19 protein-coding genes and 2 pseudogenes are annotated in these 16,281 nt (G+C 37.0%); 8 read left to right on the forward strand and 13 right to left on the reverse strand.

The window, feature by feature from the left end; all coding sequences use genetic code 11:
• Window positions 1–237 precede the first annotated feature (237 nt).
• The 6 genes from BR77_RS19670 to BR77_RS17610 all read right to left on the reverse strand — a co-directional run bounded on the left by BR77_RS19670 (window position 238) and on the right by BR77_RS17610 (window position 3,376).
• Window positions 238–492 carry an AbrB/MazE/SpoVT family DNA-binding domain-containing protein gene (locus BR77_RS19670; protein ID WP_080732592.1) on the reverse strand — a complete coding sequence of 85 codons (255 nt, stop codon included), beginning with the start codon at window positions 490–492 and terminating at the stop codon, window positions 238–240.
• Window positions 493–581: 89 nt separating this feature from the next.
• On the reverse strand, window positions 582–869 hold the full coding sequence (locus BR77_RS17590; protein WP_034558228.1) for a hypothetical protein: 288 nt from the start codon (window positions 867–869) through the stop codon (window positions 582–584).
• Between the two features lie 371 nt (window positions 870–1,240).
• Entirely contained in the window at window positions 1,241–1,843 is a 603-nt protein-coding gene (fic, locus tag BR77_RS17595; RefSeq protein WP_034558230.1) for a protein adenylyltransferase Fic, read from the reverse strand.
• An 84-nt stretch (window positions 1,844–1,927) separates the two neighbouring features.
• Window positions 1,928–2,278, reverse strand: a complete 351-nt coding sequence (locus BR77_RS17600; RefSeq protein ID WP_034558232.1) for a type II toxin-antitoxin system PemK/MazF family toxin — start codon at window positions 2,276–2,278, stop codon at window positions 1,928–1,930.
• Window positions 2,272–2,535 (reverse strand): AbrB/MazE/SpoVT family DNA-binding domain-containing protein, encoded by a 264-nt coding sequence (locus BR77_RS17605; protein WP_051926839.1) that lies wholly within the window; start codon window positions 2,533–2,535, stop codon window positions 2,272–2,274. The genes BR77_RS17600 and BR77_RS17605 overlap by 7 nt, the downstream gene beginning before the upstream one ends.
• A gap of 280 nt (window positions 2,536–2,815) precedes the next feature.
• Window positions 2,816–3,376, reverse strand: a complete 561-nt coding sequence (locus tag BR77_RS17610; RefSeq protein WP_034558409.1) for a tyrosine-type recombinase/integrase — start codon at window positions 3,374–3,376, stop codon at window positions 2,816–2,818.
• 248 nt (window positions 3,377–3,624) lie between these two features.
• Here BR77_RS17610 and mazE point away from each other — a divergent pair, with 248 nt between their 5' ends.
• Window positions 3,625–3,855, forward strand: a complete 231-nt coding sequence (gene mazE, locus BR77_RS17615) for a type II toxin-antitoxin system PemI/MazE family antitoxin (RefSeq protein WP_034558234.1) — start codon at window positions 3,625–3,627, stop codon at window positions 3,853–3,855.
• Complete coding sequence (locus tag BR77_RS17620) at window positions 3,855–4,196, forward strand: type II toxin-antitoxin system PemK/MazF family toxin (RefSeq protein WP_034558236.1); 342 nt, start codon at window positions 3,855–3,857, stop codon at window positions 4,194–4,196. The genes mazE and BR77_RS17620 overlap by 1 nt, the downstream gene beginning before the upstream one ends.
• A 231-nt stretch (window positions 4,197–4,427) precedes the next feature.
• On the opposite strand, the gene BR77_RS17625 is transcribed toward BR77_RS17620, so the two are convergent.
• Window positions 4,428–5,747, reverse strand: coding sequence for an IS1380 family transposase (locus BR77_RS17625; protein ID WP_035067040.1), 1,320 nt, complete (start codon window positions 5,745–5,747; stop codon window positions 4,428–4,430).
• A 278-nt stretch (window positions 5,748–6,025) separates the two neighbouring features.
• Between BR77_RS17625 and clpL the strand changes: the two genes are divergently transcribed.
• On the forward strand, window positions 6,026–8,140 hold the full coding sequence (gene clpL / locus BR77_RS17630; protein ID WP_035067042.1) for an ATP-dependent protease ClpL: 2,115 nt from the start codon (window positions 6,026–6,028) through the stop codon (window positions 8,138–8,140).
• A 334-nt stretch (window positions 8,141–8,474) separates the two neighbouring features.
• On the opposite strand, the pseudogene BR77_RS18880 reads toward clpL, so the two are convergent.
• A pseudogene (locus BR77_RS18880) lies at window positions 8,475–8,798 on the reverse strand (transposase); the annotation flags it as partial.
• A gap of 83 nt (window positions 8,799–8,881) precedes the next feature.
• Between BR77_RS18880 and BR77_RS17635 the strand changes: the two are divergent.
• Window positions 8,882–9,448, forward strand: coding sequence for a recombinase family protein (locus tag BR77_RS17635; protein WP_035067045.1), 567 nt, complete (start codon window positions 8,882–8,884; stop codon window positions 9,446–9,448).
• A gap of 193 nt (window positions 9,449–9,641) precedes the next feature.
• Here the strand turns inward: BR77_RS17635 and BR77_RS17640 are convergent, their stop codons facing one another.
• From BR77_RS17640 to BR77_RS17650, 3 genes are all read right to left on the reverse strand, one after another.
• Window positions 9,642–10,436 carry an ABC transporter permease gene (locus BR77_RS17640; RefSeq protein WP_035067047.1) on the reverse strand — a complete coding sequence of 265 codons (795 nt, stop codon included), beginning with the start codon at window positions 10,434–10,436 and terminating at the stop codon, window positions 9,642–9,644.
• Complete coding sequence (locus BR77_RS17645) at window positions 10,411–11,400, reverse strand: ABC transporter ATP-binding protein (protein ID WP_035067049.1); 990 nt, start codon at window positions 11,398–11,400, stop codon at window positions 10,411–10,413. The genes BR77_RS17640 and BR77_RS17645 overlap by 26 nt, the downstream gene beginning before the upstream one ends.
• Window positions 11,401–12,121: 721 nt before the next feature.
• Complete coding sequence (locus tag BR77_RS17650) at window positions 12,122–12,568, reverse strand: hypothetical protein (protein ID WP_035067052.1); 447 nt, start codon at window positions 12,566–12,568, stop codon at window positions 12,122–12,124.
• A 468-nt stretch (window positions 12,569–13,036) separates the two neighbouring features.
• On the opposite strand from BR77_RS17650, the gene BR77_RS17655 reads away from it, so the two are divergent.
• The 4 genes from BR77_RS17655 (at window position 13,037) to BR77_RS19750 (ending at window position 14,904) form a co-directional block, all read left to right on the forward strand.
• Window positions 13,037–13,648: a helix-turn-helix domain-containing protein gene (locus BR77_RS17655; RefSeq protein WP_035067055.1), complete on the forward strand. Its 612-nt coding sequence runs from the start codon at window positions 13,037–13,039 to the stop codon at window positions 13,646–13,648.
• Between the two features lie 149 nt (window positions 13,649–13,797).
• Window positions 13,798–14,052 (forward strand): helix-turn-helix domain-containing protein, encoded by a 255-nt coding sequence (locus tag BR77_RS17660; protein ID WP_035067058.1) that lies wholly within the window; start codon window positions 13,798–13,800, stop codon window positions 14,050–14,052.
• A gap of 184 nt (window positions 14,053–14,236) precedes the next feature.
• A complete protein-coding gene (locus BR77_RS19635; protein WP_257613397.1) occupies window positions 14,237–14,371 on the forward strand; it encodes a hypothetical protein in 135 nt (44 codons plus the stop codon).
• 197 nt (window positions 14,372–14,568) lie between these two features.
• The gene (locus BR77_RS19750; RefSeq protein WP_051926841.1) at window positions 14,569–14,904 is read left to right on the forward strand and encodes a DUF6075 family protein; all 336 of its coding nucleotides are present in this window, start codon (window positions 14,569–14,571) and stop codon (window positions 14,902–14,904) included.
• A 169-nt stretch (window positions 14,905–15,073) separates the two neighbouring features.
• Here the strand turns inward: BR77_RS19750 and BR77_RS17670 are convergent, their stop codons facing one another.
• Entirely contained in the window at window positions 15,074–15,958 is an 885-nt protein-coding gene (locus BR77_RS17670; RefSeq protein WP_080732586.1) for a hexose kinase, read from the reverse strand.
• Between the two features lie 110 nt (window positions 15,959–16,068).
• A pseudogene (locus BR77_RS19280) lies at window positions 16,069–16,185 on the reverse strand (tagatose-6-phosphate kinase); the annotation flags it as partial.
• Window positions 16,186–16,281 lie beyond the last annotated feature (96 nt).

The following is a 16,281-nucleotide window of genomic DNA, read 5'->3' on the forward strand; positions in this document are numbered from 1 at the left end:
TTTTTCCGAATAAATTTTTAATCTTAAAGTCTAAATAAAAAAAGAAATGCTGAGTTAGAAGCATTTCCTTTTTTATTGTAGAGCATACCGTAACTTTGGGTGAATGCGCTGTGTTGCAATGTATTATGTTCAACTTTCAGGAAAACTAATATTTTTATGAAAGTTGAATAAGGCTAACAACTGAATAGCTGTTAGCCTCTTTTAATTTGTATATTCAACAGAATACTCTATCATTTTCTAATTACCCCATCTATAATTTCCAAATTCTTTTACCATTTCTTTTTCAGTTACAACATTGCCTTCCTCGAAATCTTTAAAACTTTCTTCAATTAGATTTCTATCATGTAATTTTTGTGTTTCTGATAAGTCTAATTGAATGATGCTTCCATTTTCTTTATACGTTAATGATTCGTCAACTGTTATTCCGTTATCTTTAGGTAAAATGACTCCAAGAGAATTCCCGATACGTATAACTTTTGTTTTTTTATGAATTCCACCTCATTTCCATTTAAAACTTTACTCTAAATAATAAAAAAATTGACATTGGACTCAAACTCATTTAATTACATATCTTCATTATATTATTTATCTCTTAACTCAATAAGTTTATTTACATTGCTAACTATTAACTCAAAGTATTCTTTTTGATGATCAGTAAACTCAGGTGATTTTCTACTTTGATAGATCAGAATTTCTTCACTATCATTGAAAACTCCGTAAGGACGATTTTCTTTTAATATTGCCTTTTCAAAAAAACTTTTTCTTTTTGGAAACTGTGTATACTCAATAATTCTGTTTAAACTCAAAGTATCATTTTCTAATTCTAAAATATTACTAATCTCATTCAACAATTTTTCCCGTTTTTGCATAATTTATTCAACCTCTCAACAGTTATTTTTCTAACTTAATTATACCTTTTTCTTTCAACAAGTTAAAGGAAGTAAATAATGCCATAACACTTGATTAAGTTCTTATTTTTTTATTACTACTCTAATACAACTTCTTTATATAGAAGCCAAGTTATCTAAATTGATAATATTAAGATTTTGCGATAACTCCCTAATTGCAAATCCATTATGCTTAAAATATGATTAACTCATAATTTTTATCTCATTTTAAATAAAAAATAAAAGAATCAACTTATGTGCCGACATAGGTTGATTCTTTTATTTGTTTCTATCGTTATATATTTGTACTTATAAGATTAACATGATATCTTAATAATTACAATACCACAGAATTAAAGGTCTTCTGTATTGTATTCCGTATATCCTTCATAATAGTAACTAACATCGATACCTTTCATATATATTTCTCGGTTATCAATAAATTTAGTCAGGGCATTAGTCAGAAGATATCGTATTTCCAAATCGTTAACCGGACTACGCTCCATAGCTGATAAATAATATTCTTTATTGATTAAATTCCAATCAATAACTTTTTTCACTTCTTTTTTTAAAATTAAATCTAACCATATTCTAGTGCTGCGTCCATTACCTTCTCTAAAAGGATGCGCTACATTCATTTCCACATATTTTGCTACAATCTCTTCAATTGTTTGTTGCGGCATCTGATCAATAAACTTTAATGAAGCCTCTAAGTACATAACTGGAGCAAATCTAAAATTACCTTTAGAAATATTAACGGTTCGAATTTCACCTGCAAAATCATAAATATCTGAAAATAGGTATCTATGAATATCAGATAAACCTTTATACGTACCAACCTCTAATGTATGAATATCGCCTGAATCATATAATTTCTTAGCATTAGCTTTACTAATTTTTTCTTCAGCCCTTGCTAACTTTACTTGATCAGTAATCCCTAGTTTATTATTTAGCATATTTCCCCTCCGTAATACTTACCTAAGCAGCAAAGCAAAAAAATGAAATATAGGCCAGGTTGTAAAATCAAAAAAGTATATAAACTACTCATTTACTTTTTTTGTCAATTCATGTATAGTATTTAAAACCGTATCAAGAATGTCATTTGGTATTTTCTCAAGATACTTTAAAGGCCTTACTCTATAATCAATCGTCATTAATTGTTCTACAAATAGTTGACCACTAGTTTTTGTTCGATCATCCAATACTACATGAGTAGGATAATTCCATTTTCCATTACTAATAGGAACAACCCAAGTAAAAGGAGATGTTTTTGATAGTAAATTTGCACTAACAACTAATGCAGGGCGTTGATCTTTTTGTTCGTGTCCTAATGAGGGGTCAAAATTTACTAGAATAATATCTCCTTGCTTAGGTATATATTTTCCTACCATTCTTCTCCAACTCTCCCCATACTTAACCAAGCACTGTCTTCTACAGTTGGTTCATAAAATCCACCATCATAATTTTCAAACATCTCTTCTAAAGTTTTAGTTTGTCTTCTTTTTTTTATAATAATTTGATCCGCATCTGCTACAATTTCAATTTCTTCAGAATCATGAAATCCAGCAACTGCTAAAAGTTCTTTTGATAGACGAACAGCACTACCATTCCCCCATGTTTTAACACTAGCATCAACAACATAGCTCATAAGAACACCTTCCTTCTAAAATAAGTATACACGAAAGTAGATACATTGTAAAGTAGATACTTTCGTGTATACTTATACTTAATAATTATTTATGACTAAATTTTAGAAACGTATTTTGATGCATTTATGACCAATAATCCATATGAATAGTTTCAAATGACCTTAAAAAGCTCCTCACAACATTCAACTATCACTATATTTTAAAATTATCTTTGATTTCTCCTTGAACAATGAACTTATTAACTTCTGATGTATTCATTAAAGACTGATAATATTGGATTTAAAAGCCTAATTTAAAATCAGCCAAACTTTCACCAATTTCTTGATCTGTGATACCTAAATATCGTTTTGTAATCTTTTCGCTAGAATGATTAAAAATAATCATTAAGGTTCCAATATCTTTTGTCTTCATATAATAATTATAACCAAATGTTTTTCTCATCGTATGTGTGGCCAAGTCTGATCTCTCTAATTGGATACCTACATTTTGAAATACACGGTATAATCCATTTACAGTTAAGTGACTATTCCCCACATGTGAAGGAAACAAATAATCCTCTTCAGTTAAATTCATTTCTTCAATATACGTTTTAATTAATGGCTGTAAATTTTCTAAATGTAGTGTTTGAGTTTTCCCCGTTTTTTTCTCAATAATTTTTGGTGTAAGTGAATATGAAATATCTTTCACTTTTCGACAAACAATATCTGAAGCACGTAATCCAACATTGATTCCAAATAAAAAGAGAAAAACATTTCTTTTAGAATATTTTGTTCGTCTAAGAACAAAAAGTACATCGTCAATATCTGATTTTGTTCGAAGTGGTTGCACATTATAAGACAAAAAATCATTCCCTTCCGGAATTTTTAACTGCACTATTTCCTTTCTATTGTACCATATTCATGCGGTTAGTTATACAAAATTCAGAAACCCTTTATTTGAAACAAAGTAACCGCACTATTTTATCTAAAATAGTGCCCTTGTTTTATTTTTAATTTTCTCCTCAGTTTCATGTTGTTATTTATAAAACATGAAATTATCTTTGCAACACATAGTTTTTTATACTATAATAAATAAAAGGAGTGTTTAAAATGTTGCTAACAAAATCAAGAATGCAAGGTAGTTCTGTAGTGATAACACTACCACCTCATAATGGTAAAAAACCAGAGTCAAATAAAGAATATTTAGTTGTCTATTCTTCAGACGGCACTATTCTTTTAGTTCCTAAATTATCTGACCCTTTTGAAGGCGGAGATGAAGGAGAGTTTTATGAATTGGATGATTGGGAAGATATTTCACCTGAAGGGAGAGAATTAATCTAATGTCAGAAAAAGAAAAATATATTCCTAACAAAGGAGATATTGTTTGGGTTGATTTTGATTCCTCATCAGAACAAAAAAATCAAAAACGTCGATCTGGTTTGGTTGTTTCTCGTTATGATTTTAACAGAAAGACACGATTTGTAATTATTTGTCCGATTACCTCTACAATAAAAGACCTACCCACTAGATACACACTCCCAACTGAAATGGATATTAATGGACAGGTCCTCATTTCTCAATTAAAATCACTGGATTTCAATTCTCGGAATTTAGTACTTGCGGATTATTTACCATTACAAGATATGGCAAAAATAGATCAAATTATTGACTATATATTTTAGTTTTTCTATTCTTAATAACTAGCATCTATCCTGAATAATTCATAGATCTAATTTTTTTGGGAAAATAACGTTTATACATCGATTTGAGTTGAATTTTCTTTTTTCAACCGGTTTGTACTTGCGAAAACAGATTTCCTTTTGTTTTTTTAACGAAGATAGGGAATCTGGAGCTGTTTTTGGGCGCACGAATCCCTTAGTGATTCCATGTCTTTTTAAAAGCTGATTGCTATTTTACGCTTGCCAACTGAGTTGCTGGATTTTATCCAGTAACTGATAAAACAAGTCTTGATAGACATGATAGGAGCTCATCCGTAAAAGCAATCTTCGGCCACTGTGGACTAATTTACCCGACACCTTGAACAGGCGGAGCCGCAATGTGTCGACTTGGAATGTCGCTTCCTTTTCAGGTAGACAGATGGTCTTCATGAAGTTGACCAGGTTGTAAGCCAACAGGCTTACCATCATCCGCGCATGATTTTCCAAGAAGCTTGAGCTATCCGTCTTGTCGAAATAGAACCCATTTTTCGCTTCCTTGATGAAGTTCTCCATGGTGCCACGTTTATGGTAAATCTGGAAGATGGTTTTCGCGGATAATTCCTCGTGAAAATTAGTGACCACGTACTCGTGACTGAACACCAGCTGATTCGCTTCCCGAGTCGATTTGATACAGATTCGACGTTTTTGGGGCCAGCTATTGGCTTGATAGAACGCGGAATAGTGGTGGACTTCCCTTTCATCCCAGGAATGGTTGTCCCCAACCAGGACATAGGATTCCGCTAGTTTTTCCACGACTTTATTTGATTTCAGGCGGATGACATAGAAACTTCCGTTGGATTCACATGTATCATAGACCTCGGGCGTCGCAAAGCCGCTGTCTCCCCGGACCAAAATATCAGTGCAGGGAAGGACTTGACAGTAATGTGCGAGCATCGGTGCCAGAAAATCTTTTACACCTTTTGACGTATACACATTGCCAGAACGAAGTTCTGCTTTCAGAAAGTCTCCCGTGAGGCCATCGAAGGCCACCAACGGATGATAGCCCTGTGTGCCGTAATGGGCATTGTACTCAGTCTTTTCTTGGTTCCCGAACGTATCCGAATGTGTGGAATCTAAATCGATGATCATTTGGGTATTGTTCCGTTCCATGCGGACCTTGTCCAGCATGGCTTGGTTCAGTTCCTGAAACTGTGCAATGTTCTCCTCGCTGATCCGGTCCCAGAAGCGGGATAGTGAGGCCTGGGAGGCGATGGCTTCCTTATCCAAAACCAACCGAAAAATGGGATCTTCCTTCAAGAGATTGGCGGATGAATCCGCGGAATATCTGGCAATCAACTGGAAGAGCAGCTGTTCGAGCAGGGAGATGTTGTCATGAGTCCAATAAATACGGTCCTCATTGAAGTGGAGGAATTGCTTCGCGAACGAATAAAATCCAAGCGAATCCATGAATTCCTTCACCAAGATGAGACCGGCATCCGACGAAAGATTACCACCGGTGTTTGACACCACCATTTTAGAGTTGAATTTTACGTGTTTTTCCTGTAATGTAGCCATTGAGAGAACCCCTTTCTTGGTTTAGTTTAGTCACTTTAACCATAGCAGATTGGGGTTCTTTTTGTACACCCAAAGGGTGCGGAAAAAGAAAAGAAGAACCGCGCGTTAATAGGCTTTTAATAGAGTATCAGAAATTCTATGAATTATTCAGGTTCTAATTGATTCTATAAGCACTTTACTTAGCGATACATAAAAATTGTGCTATAATACAGTTGTAGTCTTAAAGGATATTATGGTCACTAAGTTACACATATAAATTTTTATGGAGGTGTTGTAATATGGCAAATTTTTACGGAAATGATCCTTTTTTCAACAATGATATGGATGATGTTTTCAATCAATTATTTCGGCGCATGGATAATCAAAATTCGGAGCGTGCACGGTATTTAGTTAATGGACAATCGTTGACACCGGATGAGTTTACTCAATACCGAGCAACTGGTAAGCTACCCCAAAATAATAAAACAATAGAAGTATCTAAAGATGGTAAACAGGCTGTTAAAAAAGGAGGGATTTTAGAAAAGTTAGGGACTAATTTGACAGAACAGGCTCGTGATGGATTACTAGATCCAGTGATTGGACGTGAGAAGGAGATTCAAGAAACTGCAGAAATTTTGTGTCGTAGAACGAAAAATAATGCAATCTTAGTTGGTGATGCCGGTGTAGGTAAAACTGCAGTCGTCGAAGGTCTGGCACAAGCAATTGTGGCTGGTAAAGTTCCAGAAACGATTCAAGATAAAGAAATCTATTCGATTGATTTATCGTCTTTGGAAGCAGGAACTCAATATCGCGGTTCTTTTGAAGAAAATATTAAACAGCTGGTAGAGGAAGTTAAAGCAGCTGGTAATATTATTCTATTCTTCGATGAAATTCATCAGATTCTCGGCACGGGTGCCACTGGTGGTGAAGATGGTGGCAAAGGATTGGCTGATATCATTAAACCTGCTTTGTCACGTGGCGAGTTGAGTGTAATCGGGGCTACGACTCAAGATGAATATCGCAATACTATTTTGAAAAATGCGGCTTTGGCACGGCGATTCAATGATGTTGTGATTAATGAACCGACGGCCGCTGACACTTTACGTATATTACAAGGTATTAAAGAGCTGTACGAAAAACATCATCATGTTGTATTACCAGATGATGTTTTGAAGGCGGCTGTGGATTATTCAATCCAATATATACCACAACGCACTTTGCCAGATAAAGCTATCGATTTGATCGACATGACTGCGGCTCATTTAGCGGCTAAAAATTCGCAAACTGATGTTGAGACATTGGATCAACGCCTTAAAAAATTAGAGGCAGCTAAGGAGGCCGCCATTAAATCGGAGGACTTTACAAAAGCCGCTGATATCAAGAAGTCGATCGAGGAAACCAAGCAAAAAATTAAAGAAACGGATCAAAAAGAAAAAATCACTGCCACGATTGATGATGTGGCACAATCGGTTGAACGTTTAACTGGTATACCAGTTTCTGATATGGGCGCTAATGATATTGAGCGCTTGAAAAATCTTGATAAGCGTCTGAAAAGTAAGGTAATCGGTCAAGATGAAGCGGTTGAAATGGTAGCAAAAGCAATTCGGCGTAACCGTGCGGGCTTTTCAGAGGGTGATCAGCCGATTGGAAGTTTTCTGTTTGTGGGCCCAACTGGCGTAGGAAAGACTGAATTAGCTAAGCAATTAGCCTTAGATATGTTTGGAAATGAAAATGCGATTATTCGGCTAGATATGAGTGAATATGCTGATCGTACAGCTGTGTCGAAATTAATTGGTACCTCGGCTGGATACGTAGGCTATGATGATAATGCTAATACTCTAACTGAACAGGTTCGGCGTAATCCATATTCCATTGTATTATTAGATGAAATCGAAAAGGCTCATCCACAAGTATTAACGTTACTGTTACAAGTGATGGATGATGGGCGCTTAACGGATGGACAAGGCAATGTCATTAATTTCAAAAATACGATTATTATTGCTACTTCTAATGCTGGCTTTGGTAATGAAGCATTAAGTGGTGACAAGCAACGAGATCAGTCATTAATGGATAAGTTAGCACCATTTTTCCGCCCAGAATTTCTGAACCGTTTTAATGGAATCGTGGAATTTTCACATCTGACTAAGCAAGACTTAAGTCAAATTGTCGATTTGATGTTGGCGGATGTACAAAAAACTTTAGCCAAAAAATCCATCAAACTTGAGGTAACTAAAGCGGCCAAAGATTGGCTGATGGAACAAGGCTATGATGAAGCAATGGGTGCGCGGCCGTTACGGCGAGTAATTGAACAACAAATTCGTGATAAGGTAACGGATTTCTACCTTGACCACTTAGATGTCAAAAACTTGAAGGCTGATTTAGTGGATGCTGAGATTGTGATATCGGCAGCTTAGCTTAAATCAGTGTTCATAAATAACTTTATGTAAGAGGAGATTTATTAGGAAGGAGATTGCTTGATAGATCTCCTTTTTTGGCTCTTCGACATTTAGTGTTGGTAGAGAAAGATACAACTGAAAATTTAGTCATAACCAGTTAGGCAGAGTGCTTAACTGGTTTTTGTTGTGCGCCCAGCATGGGCGATAACTTGGTGTTGACAGTCCAGGGGCTTAGTATCCCTAAGCGAAATGGTAGAGTCTGCTTACGCAAGATATTGAACCGCCGTATACGGATCCGTACGTACGGTGGTGTGAGAGGTCGGAGCCGTGAGGCTCCTCCTACTCGATTTACTTAGAAGATCAAGCCTTGAATGAGATAAATTCTTGCTCGAAAGTTGTGGAAATTTCGATAGCCGTAGGCTACTCGTTTTATCACTTTTATCTTGTTGTTTGTTCCTTCTAATGCACCATTACTATACCTGGTTTTTAAAGCATATTGAATCCCTAATTTGTATTTATTTAAAAACGTCAGCTTCTTACAAAACCATTGTGGGAGGCGTTGGTCTAAGCTGTTGATCGTATCGAAAAAGCTTTGGCTGTCCTTGTGTTTAAAGTGATAGAGGAGGAGCTGACAAGTCTCGTAAGCTCATGTTAATTGCTCGTCATAACTCATGAGTATTGACTACAGTTTTCAGTTCCAGTAAAATCAAGGGATACAAGTGTGTCATAACTTATATTCAAAAGTGAGGGTGAAAAAAGATGAAATATGGCTACGCACGGGTGAGTACCCGCCAACAAGATCTAGAAGGACAGCTACGTCAACTCGAAGAGGAACGCTGCGACCGAGTCTACTTCGAGAAAATTACCGGAACAAAAAGTGATCGTCCCGAGTTCCAAAAACTCCTTCAGGAAATTGAGACAGGAGATACGTTGGTTGTGACGAAACTGGATCGCTTCGCTCGCAGCACGCAAGATGCATTGAACACGATCAAGCTCTTATTTGAGAAGGGCGTGCGGATCAACGTGCTGAATTTAGGAATTATCGAAAACACGTCCACTGGAAGATTAATCTTCACGATTTTCAGCGCTTTTGCGGATTTTGAACGCGATTTGATTGTGGAACGTACGCAGGAAGGGAAAGAGCTGGCTAAACAGAAACCTGATTTCAGGGAAGGGCGACCAAAGAAATTTAATCAGCAACAAATCAATCTGGCCATGAATCTATTGAAGAATCATTCCTATAAAGAGGTAGAGAAAATGACCGGTATCAGCAAGAGCACCCTGACTCGTAACAAAAGAATAATGCAATTAAGTGCTGAGGGTTAGAGATAGTCTGAAAATCGTATTATGATAGTGAGCAAGAGAAAGGGTACTGCCCGAAGTTACCTCCACAGGATGGAAGCTGCACCAAGGTACTCCAAAAAAAGGTTCCAACCACCACAATTGGTGATTGGAACCTTTTTTCACTCATTTCAGCTAGGAATGCCCCAGCCTAATCAAGAAAATTGTAACAAAACAATTAACGAATCGCCATTTTAGTGAAACGTCTCATACCCAACCAGCCCATTGCGAGTGTGAATAGAATAATTCCCGTCAAACTAAACCATAGCGGCATAGCAGTAGTGGTTTCCATCATAGTGTATCTCAAGGCTTCATTGATATATACCAGAGGATTAAATAAAACGAGCCCCTTGATTATGGGAAGAGGAGTTAAGGATTGCCAACTGAAGAAAACTGCTCCTGTAAAGATGATTGGCATAAGAAACCCAGGGAACATAGCGGCAATCTGCATGGGCTTCACAATCGTACCAACCAGTAGACCCAAAGAAGCAGATGCAACGGAACTCAAGGCCAAGATAAGGATCAGCAGTAAAATATCTAAACTGGACATGGAGAAATTGAGATAGCTACCCATAAACATCAGTGAGATGGGCAGAACGAGCAATCCACCAATCCAGGACTCAATGATTCCGACAACCATTTTCGACCAAGCCGTCACTCTGATATCGACTGGCGCCTGCAGCCGATCTTCAATTTCCCGAGAATTGTTAAAGTCCATGGACAACGGGATTGCTGTACCGTGGATTCCCGTGACTAGAAGGCTCATGCCAACCATCCCAGGAAACATATTGTTTGGGAAATCTTCCGTTAAAACACCGATGCGCGGCAAAATAAATCCATAGGTGAGAATGAGGATAAAGGGCAACATGGCTACCCGAAAAATGAACTCCGCCCAGTTCCGCCATTGGACCAGTATATCCCGTTTCACCATCGTCCAAAATACGGAATTAGTTGATATTTGCATTTGTCCCATTGTTTTTCTCCCCTTCCTTATTATCCGTCAAACTGATGTAAATATCCTCTAAGCTCGTAGAACTTAACTGAATATTTTCTAAAGTAACATTGTGCTTATCGACCAAATTGATGATTTTGTTCAATGCTTGTTTGTGGTCTTCAGGATAGATTGTTAAAGATTTCTGGTCATTTTTAACAACTTGTCTAATGGCAGAATCATTTTGAAGAAATTGCTCGAACCCAGAAGGAATTTGATCAAGGGTCAAGTATATAATATTAGCGGTTGGGACCAATTCCCTTAGTTCTTCAATCGTTCCTATTGCCTTAATTTTACCAGCATTGTAAATGGCAACTCGATCAGAAAAGCGTTGAGGCTCTTCCATATAGTGAGTTGTCAAAAAAACTGTTGTATGATTCTTCTTATTAAGAGTCAATACGTGCTTCCAAAGAATTTCTCGATAGGCGGGATCCAATCCTGTCGTTGGTTCATCTAGAAAGAGAAGTTTAGGCCGATGCATAATCGCTCGGGCAATTTTGAGACGCTGTGCCATCCCACCCGAAAAACTTTTTACATAATCATCTTTCCAGTCGGATAGTCCAAAGTCTTCCAAAAGAGAATGGGCGCGCTCTTCTGCTTCCGCTGTTCCCATCCCGAAGTATTTCCCATGAAACACCAGGTTTTCGAGAGCCGTCAGCCCCCGATCCAAATTATTATGTTGGGCCACAATCCCAATTTTCTGCCTCGCAAGAGCGGGATTTTCCCGGATATCCTGTCCTTCTATTTTTATCATTCCACCTGATGGGGAAAGTTGGGTGGTGATCATATTGATAGTTGTACTTTTCCCAGCCCCATTTGGACCCAAAAAGCTGAAAATTTCACCAGCTCTGAGATCAAAAGAGATGCCATCCACCGCCGTGTGCGCGGATCCATCTGCTTTCGTAAAAATTTTTTTAAGACTTTGAACCTCCAATATTGGTACCATCCTCTTCACTCCTTTTTTTCGTTTACATTTGTAATCAGTGTAATTAGTTTACATCTTTAAACGTATGTTGTCAATAATTTATAATCGTGTCTTGGGATTTAAGCAGCATTTAAACAGCATACTAAAATAGAATTTATCTCACTTTGGTAATCAGAAAATCTAATCAAGCGGTTAAAAGAAAGGTACGGAAATACAGTAGTACGCCAACTATACGGTGAATATAGTCCATTAGTGCGAGAAATAGCGCCACTAAATGCGGAAAGAGAAAGCAACCGATACGATTGCGGTGGCTACGTTCTTATTTTTCTAAAATGTTATTAATGAAGTATAACCATAAGCTCGCATTCAAACATCCATATAAATGATTTGTAATTTTTTAAGTGTGTCACAACTTTATTATGCATAATTAATTGAACATCGATTTTGCAATGGGTTTATGGACACGTATTTCAGATCATTTAGAGAGAAAATATACCAAAAAAGGAGTGTCCAGAAATGAACCATTTTCTGGACACTGCTATTCCTTTTTCCAACACGCGTAAAATTTATACTAAAAAATCTACGAGCAGTCTTGCTACCTTCATAATAGACACATGTCTATTATCGATAAATCAATATTTTTTAAAGATCCATTACTTTTCCTTTTTATCTTTACTTTACATTTCAAAAAAGTAAAGTAAAGATAAAAAGGAGAGCCACATGTATTTAGCTGTCTTTTTCCTTACTGTATTTTTTCAAATTCTGTTTCTTCTAAAAATTTAATATCAATCAAACCGTCCAAGCTTAGTGCTTCATAGTAGAGCTTTTTAGGGAGGAATCTACGGTCAATATGAGTGACTCGATAAGGATTTTCTATTAGGTAATCTCCTTCCTCTGTATAGATACGAATAAAATCATTTACTTTTGCTTTTTCCTTCATTTTTTTCTTTCCCCTTTCGTTTTGTGTCGGCCCAGCGGGAGCGAAAAGCTGAATTTTTTCCGTTTTGTTGGCCAGCCAGTCACCTCGAGGCATTAAAGGGAATCCAGAAAAAAGAGTCCCTTGCCGCTTCAGCGGGTAGGGACTCTTTAGCCAAAAAATTTTTCGGACGGGACCGGAACAGCGTGGAGAGGACGGAGGAAAAACTTTTTGCGATTCTTGATTCGCTTTTCTGTTCCCGGATAGCAGCATGTGGGACCGCAGGGAGGGCTCCCGCCTGTCGATTGCCGTGGAACAGTCCGAAGAGGTAAAGCCCTGATCCGGCCGCGCCGGATTGCCTAGGGCATATGGCGACACAAAACGAAAAAAGATCTCCATAAACGGATTTCTAGAAAGTAGTTTTTAATTTTTAACGACACAATAACGCCTAATCAAACATTCCCAGATTGCTATAGTCGTCCTCAATACTGAAGTAAAAAAATGAATTGGGGTGTTCATCATGACCGAGAAACGTGAAATTTTGAAGAACATGATAAGGCGAACTGTACTCGACCATTTTTACCAAAACCTCTCTATCATAACCAACAGTTTTCCCGATTTCTCCTACATTAAGCTGAGTGAAGATGCTACTGGGCACAAAATCCAGTATTCTGTCTTTTTTTTTATCTTTACTTTACTTTAAAATATGGTAAAGTAAAGATAAATGAGAGGGGGAGTCACATGTTAAACGTCTCTGAAGTACTCACCATTCTTGAAAAAGAAGGCCTTACGAGTTCTAGACAAGTGGTCTTGCGATGGATTCGTCAAGGGGACTTGCCAGCTGTACAAGAATCCAGAAAAACAGGCTATCAGATAGAACAATCAGACCTCGATGAATTTATTGCAAAGAAGAAGGAAGCAGCTGCAAGCACCGAATCCGTAGAACAGACAACCTCCGACTATCGAGCAGGCTACCAGGCAGCCATAAAAGATCTGTTGGAGAAAGCTATGGTGAGTGGGTCAGGAGACCTTTTTCTTTTCAGGAAAAATGCCAGTATCCCGATCCATTTAGCTGATTTCAAGGAAATGGCTGCAAGAAATTTCAGCACCGGTAAGAACAATCCCTTTTACCAAACTGCGATCAAGAATCTCTTTCACCCCTTCGGACGGAAGACACCGGAGAACGTCATCTATGTCTATCCTTTGGGGGATTATTATAAACTGGCCAATCTGATCGTCAGTAAAGAAGAATTGTCTGATTTCATGAAAGAGATGGATTTGGAAGGTGCCAGCCTTTCCGATGTTTTCGTACGCCTTTATCTTTACTATCTGACTTCAGGTAAAGTAAAGTAAGAAATATTTCAGTCGATTCAGACAAATAGCTGTTTTTGAGACTCTTTTTCCTGCTATTTAGACAAAACAAATCCGAAATAACGCATTTTGAGGCGATTTCAGATTTGATTTGCCGGTAAGCCATCATTTAGAAATGAAAGGGTGATTTCATGATTGATTATCGTTACCAAACATTCCTGGTTTTAGCGGATTCCTTAGACTATGCAAAGGTTGAGGAAGATCTGTGCCTATCAAAACAAGCGATTACGCAGCATATCCACTATCTCGAAACTGATCTGGAAGTTAAATTATTCCAGAATCAGGGCGGGAATTTAGTGCTGACTAAAAAGGGGCAATTACTGAAAAACCGTTTGGTTATCATCAATGAGCACATTGATGATTTATTACACCAACTAGCAAATTAATAACCGTACTACGAAAAAGGAACGTTTGTTCTTGATTTATTTCCTTGTTTTTGATAAGATAAAGACACTCGAGAAAAGGCTTTCAAAACCAAAGAAGCCTTAGATTATCAAATAAAAATTGGTGTGATTCCTGATATTCTACCCTCTTTCTTCTGTAAATAGAGCAAAGTGAGGTGATAAGATTATGGGAGAGAAAAACTGTAAAAAAATTCCTCGTAAAGTAAGCGAAGCCGGAAAAGACTTGGCTACTAGTAATAATAAAAAAACAAAAAGTCAGGCAGGAGCGATTCTATCTGACCATAAACAACGCTATCATTAACACAAAAAGAGGCTTAGGCCTCTTTTTGTGTTAACGGGACACTAAGGGAATTTTTTTATCAATGCTCATTAAATTTTGAGTCTGTATTATTTTCGAAATCCACCATAATTCTATACTTATACGTTATAATTAAATATAATTGTACAATTTGAAGAGTATTTCTTATTTTAAAAATCGAATGGAATCGAGGGGGAAATATGTACACGGACAATTACACAGAGCTACTTATTAAGGACAAGACTGCAGAGACCGACGTCGAGCGCAAAGCTTTACTTCTTATCTTCTCAACTGACGACTTATTCAGAAAAGTGACGCACTTTTATGACTTTAAAGAACACTCTATTAAACCGGAATCCCTGGAAAACGACGAGGTGGACTTAAGCAGCAGTTCACGCAAATTAGTTATGGCGGCGTTTAACTTATACAACGGACACTACAACGCCGATATATGTGATAGCTTCGCTGGTCTTGACGACGAAAACTTTGACTTACTAATACAAGCCATAAAACTTCGATTCAATAAGGACGAATAGAACAAAAATCATCTTATAGACTTATTTAAGCCTATATAAAAAATACCGTAATTCCTATCCCTTCTTCATCTTCAATTGCATTATAAAATGTTTCCATCAAGAATTTTAAATTGATTGATAGAAAAAAACCAAGAAAAAGATTTATCTTCCTCTTGGGTACTAAATAGAATTATTTAATTTTTATAATTTTCACTTGTTCGAATAATGCTTCGAAATTATCTACATTAATATATCCCGTTTTTTCTTCTTGTGTGTTAAGCATACCAGTAACCATCCCAGTTTTTATAACAACTTCAGGGGTTTCATTTTTATATAAAGAGTATGCCAAACCAGCGATCGTTGAATCTCCAGAACCAACTGGGTTTTTTACATCAATTGTTGGAATCTCGACACGGTAGTAATTATTTTTATTCTTAACTAAAGCACCATCTGCTCCTAAAGTTACAACAATCCATTCAATGCCATCGAATTTTTCATCTTCTAAAGCTTCAACCAGTGTTGGTTCTGACTTAATTTCTTTTCCAATTAAGTCCGCGATCTCAGTTTCGTTTGGTTTGATTAGAAAGGGTTTGTAGTCACTTTCGATACTCCTTTTCAAAGTGGCACCTGAAGTATCTAACAAAACTCTTGCATTAGCCAGAGTTGCTTTTTCAGTTAATACTGAATAAAAATCGTGATGAATACCTTTAGGCAAGCTGCCTGAAATGGTCACATAGTTCGCATCTGATAATATTTTTTCGAAGTTTGCTATATAGTTAGCTTGTTCTTCTTTTGATACTTGGGGGCCTGATTCTAACATTTCAGTTTGTTGGCCTTCGTGTAAAATGGCAATACAGCTTCTCGTTTCCCCAGCTATTTTTGAAAAATTATGGTGAATGTCGTCTTTATCAAGTTGCTCTGTTAAGTAATTTCCATAATGTCCACCGATGACACCTGTCGCTGTAATGGGCGCTCCTAGTTGAGCCAATACTCTTGATACATTTAACCTGTATTCCCGGATAGTCGTAACTAGGTCGGATAAAACCTTGATATAAAAGCATTTCTCCCTAGTTATGCGTTTAACACATAACTAGGTGAATCGAACCTCAAAATACTGTCCAAACCTTGATTTGACGGGTTTTGCATTTGTTCCTAGTTAGGTGTCTCCGGGAATCCAGGATTTAAGCCTTTTCCACCAGCCGTTTTTGAAACCTTGCTGAGACGATTCACAGTATCGATGTTTAGTTGTTCCAATGGGTAGGACACATCAATCGATGGATTCATTGTTACAGTTAAAATCATTTTAAAACTCCTATACTATAAAAATGTTGTGTTATTGAAATTTAGTAGTGTATTTTTATTTGCACCCATTTCAATACCACATTTCAGAGGTGTTTC

It is taken from the genome of Carnobacterium maltaromaticum DSM 20342 (genome assembly GCF_000744945.1).
GTDB lineage: Bacteria > Bacillota > Bacilli > Lactobacillales > Carnobacteriaceae > Carnobacterium > Carnobacterium maltaromaticum.

Coding starts and splice junctions, on each gene's coding strand:
- BR77_RS17600 (WP_034558232.1), bottom strand. CDS start 2,278: ATGGTAGGAAAATATATACCTAAGCAAGGAGATATTATTCTAGTAAAT.
- BR77_RS17650 (WP_035067052.1), bottom strand. CDS start 12,568: ATGCTGCTATCCGGGAACAGAAAAGCGAATCAAGAATCGCAAAAAGTT.
- fic (WP_034558230.1), bottom strand. CDS start 1,843: ATGCTAAATAATAAACTAGGGATTACTGATCAAGTAAAGTTAGCAAGG.
- mazE (WP_034558234.1), top strand. CDS start 3,625: ATGTTGCTAACAAAATCAAGAATGCAAGGTAGTTCTGTAGTGATAACA.
- BR77_RS17605 (WP_051926839.1), bottom strand. CDS start 2,535: ATGAGCTATGTTGTTGATGCTAGTGTTAAAACATGGGGGAATGGTAGT.
- BR77_RS17590 (WP_034558228.1), bottom strand. CDS start 869: ATGCAAAAACGGGAAAAATTGTTGAATGAGATTAGTAATATTTTAGAA.
- BR77_RS17635 (WP_035067045.1), top strand. CDS start 8,882: ATGAAATATGGCTACGCACGGGTGAGTACCCGCCAACAAGATCTAGAA.
- BR77_RS17620 (WP_034558236.1), top strand. CDS start 3,855: ATGTCAGAAAAAGAAAAATATATTCCTAACAAAGGAGATATTGTTTGG.
- BR77_RS17660 (WP_035067058.1), top strand. CDS start 13,798: ATGATTGATTATCGTTACCAAACATTCCTGGTTTTAGCGGATTCCTTA.
- BR77_RS17645 (WP_035067049.1), bottom strand. CDS start 11,400: ATGGTACCAATATTGGAGGTTCAAAGTCTTAAAAAAATTTTTACGAAA.
- BR77_RS17625 (WP_035067040.1), bottom strand. CDS start 5,747: ATGGCTACATTACAGGAAAAACACGTAAAATTCAACTCTAAAATGGTG.
- BR77_RS19750 (WP_051926841.1), top strand. CDS start 14,569: ATGTACACGGACAATTACACAGAGCTACTTATTAAGGACAAGACTGCA.
- BR77_RS19635 (WP_257613397.1), top strand. CDS start 14,237: ATGGGAGAGAAAAACTGTAAAAAAATTCCTCGTAAAGTAAGCGAAGCC.
- BR77_RS17655 (WP_035067055.1), top strand. CDS start 13,037: ATGTTAAACGTCTCTGAAGTACTCACCATTCTTGAAAAAGAAGGCCTT.
- clpL (WP_035067042.1), top strand. CDS start 6,026: ATGGCAAATTTTTACGGAAATGATCCTTTTTTCAACAATGATATGGAT.
- BR77_RS17640 (WP_035067047.1), bottom strand. CDS start 10,436: ATGGGACAAATGCAAATATCAACTAATTCCGTATTTTGGACGATGGTG.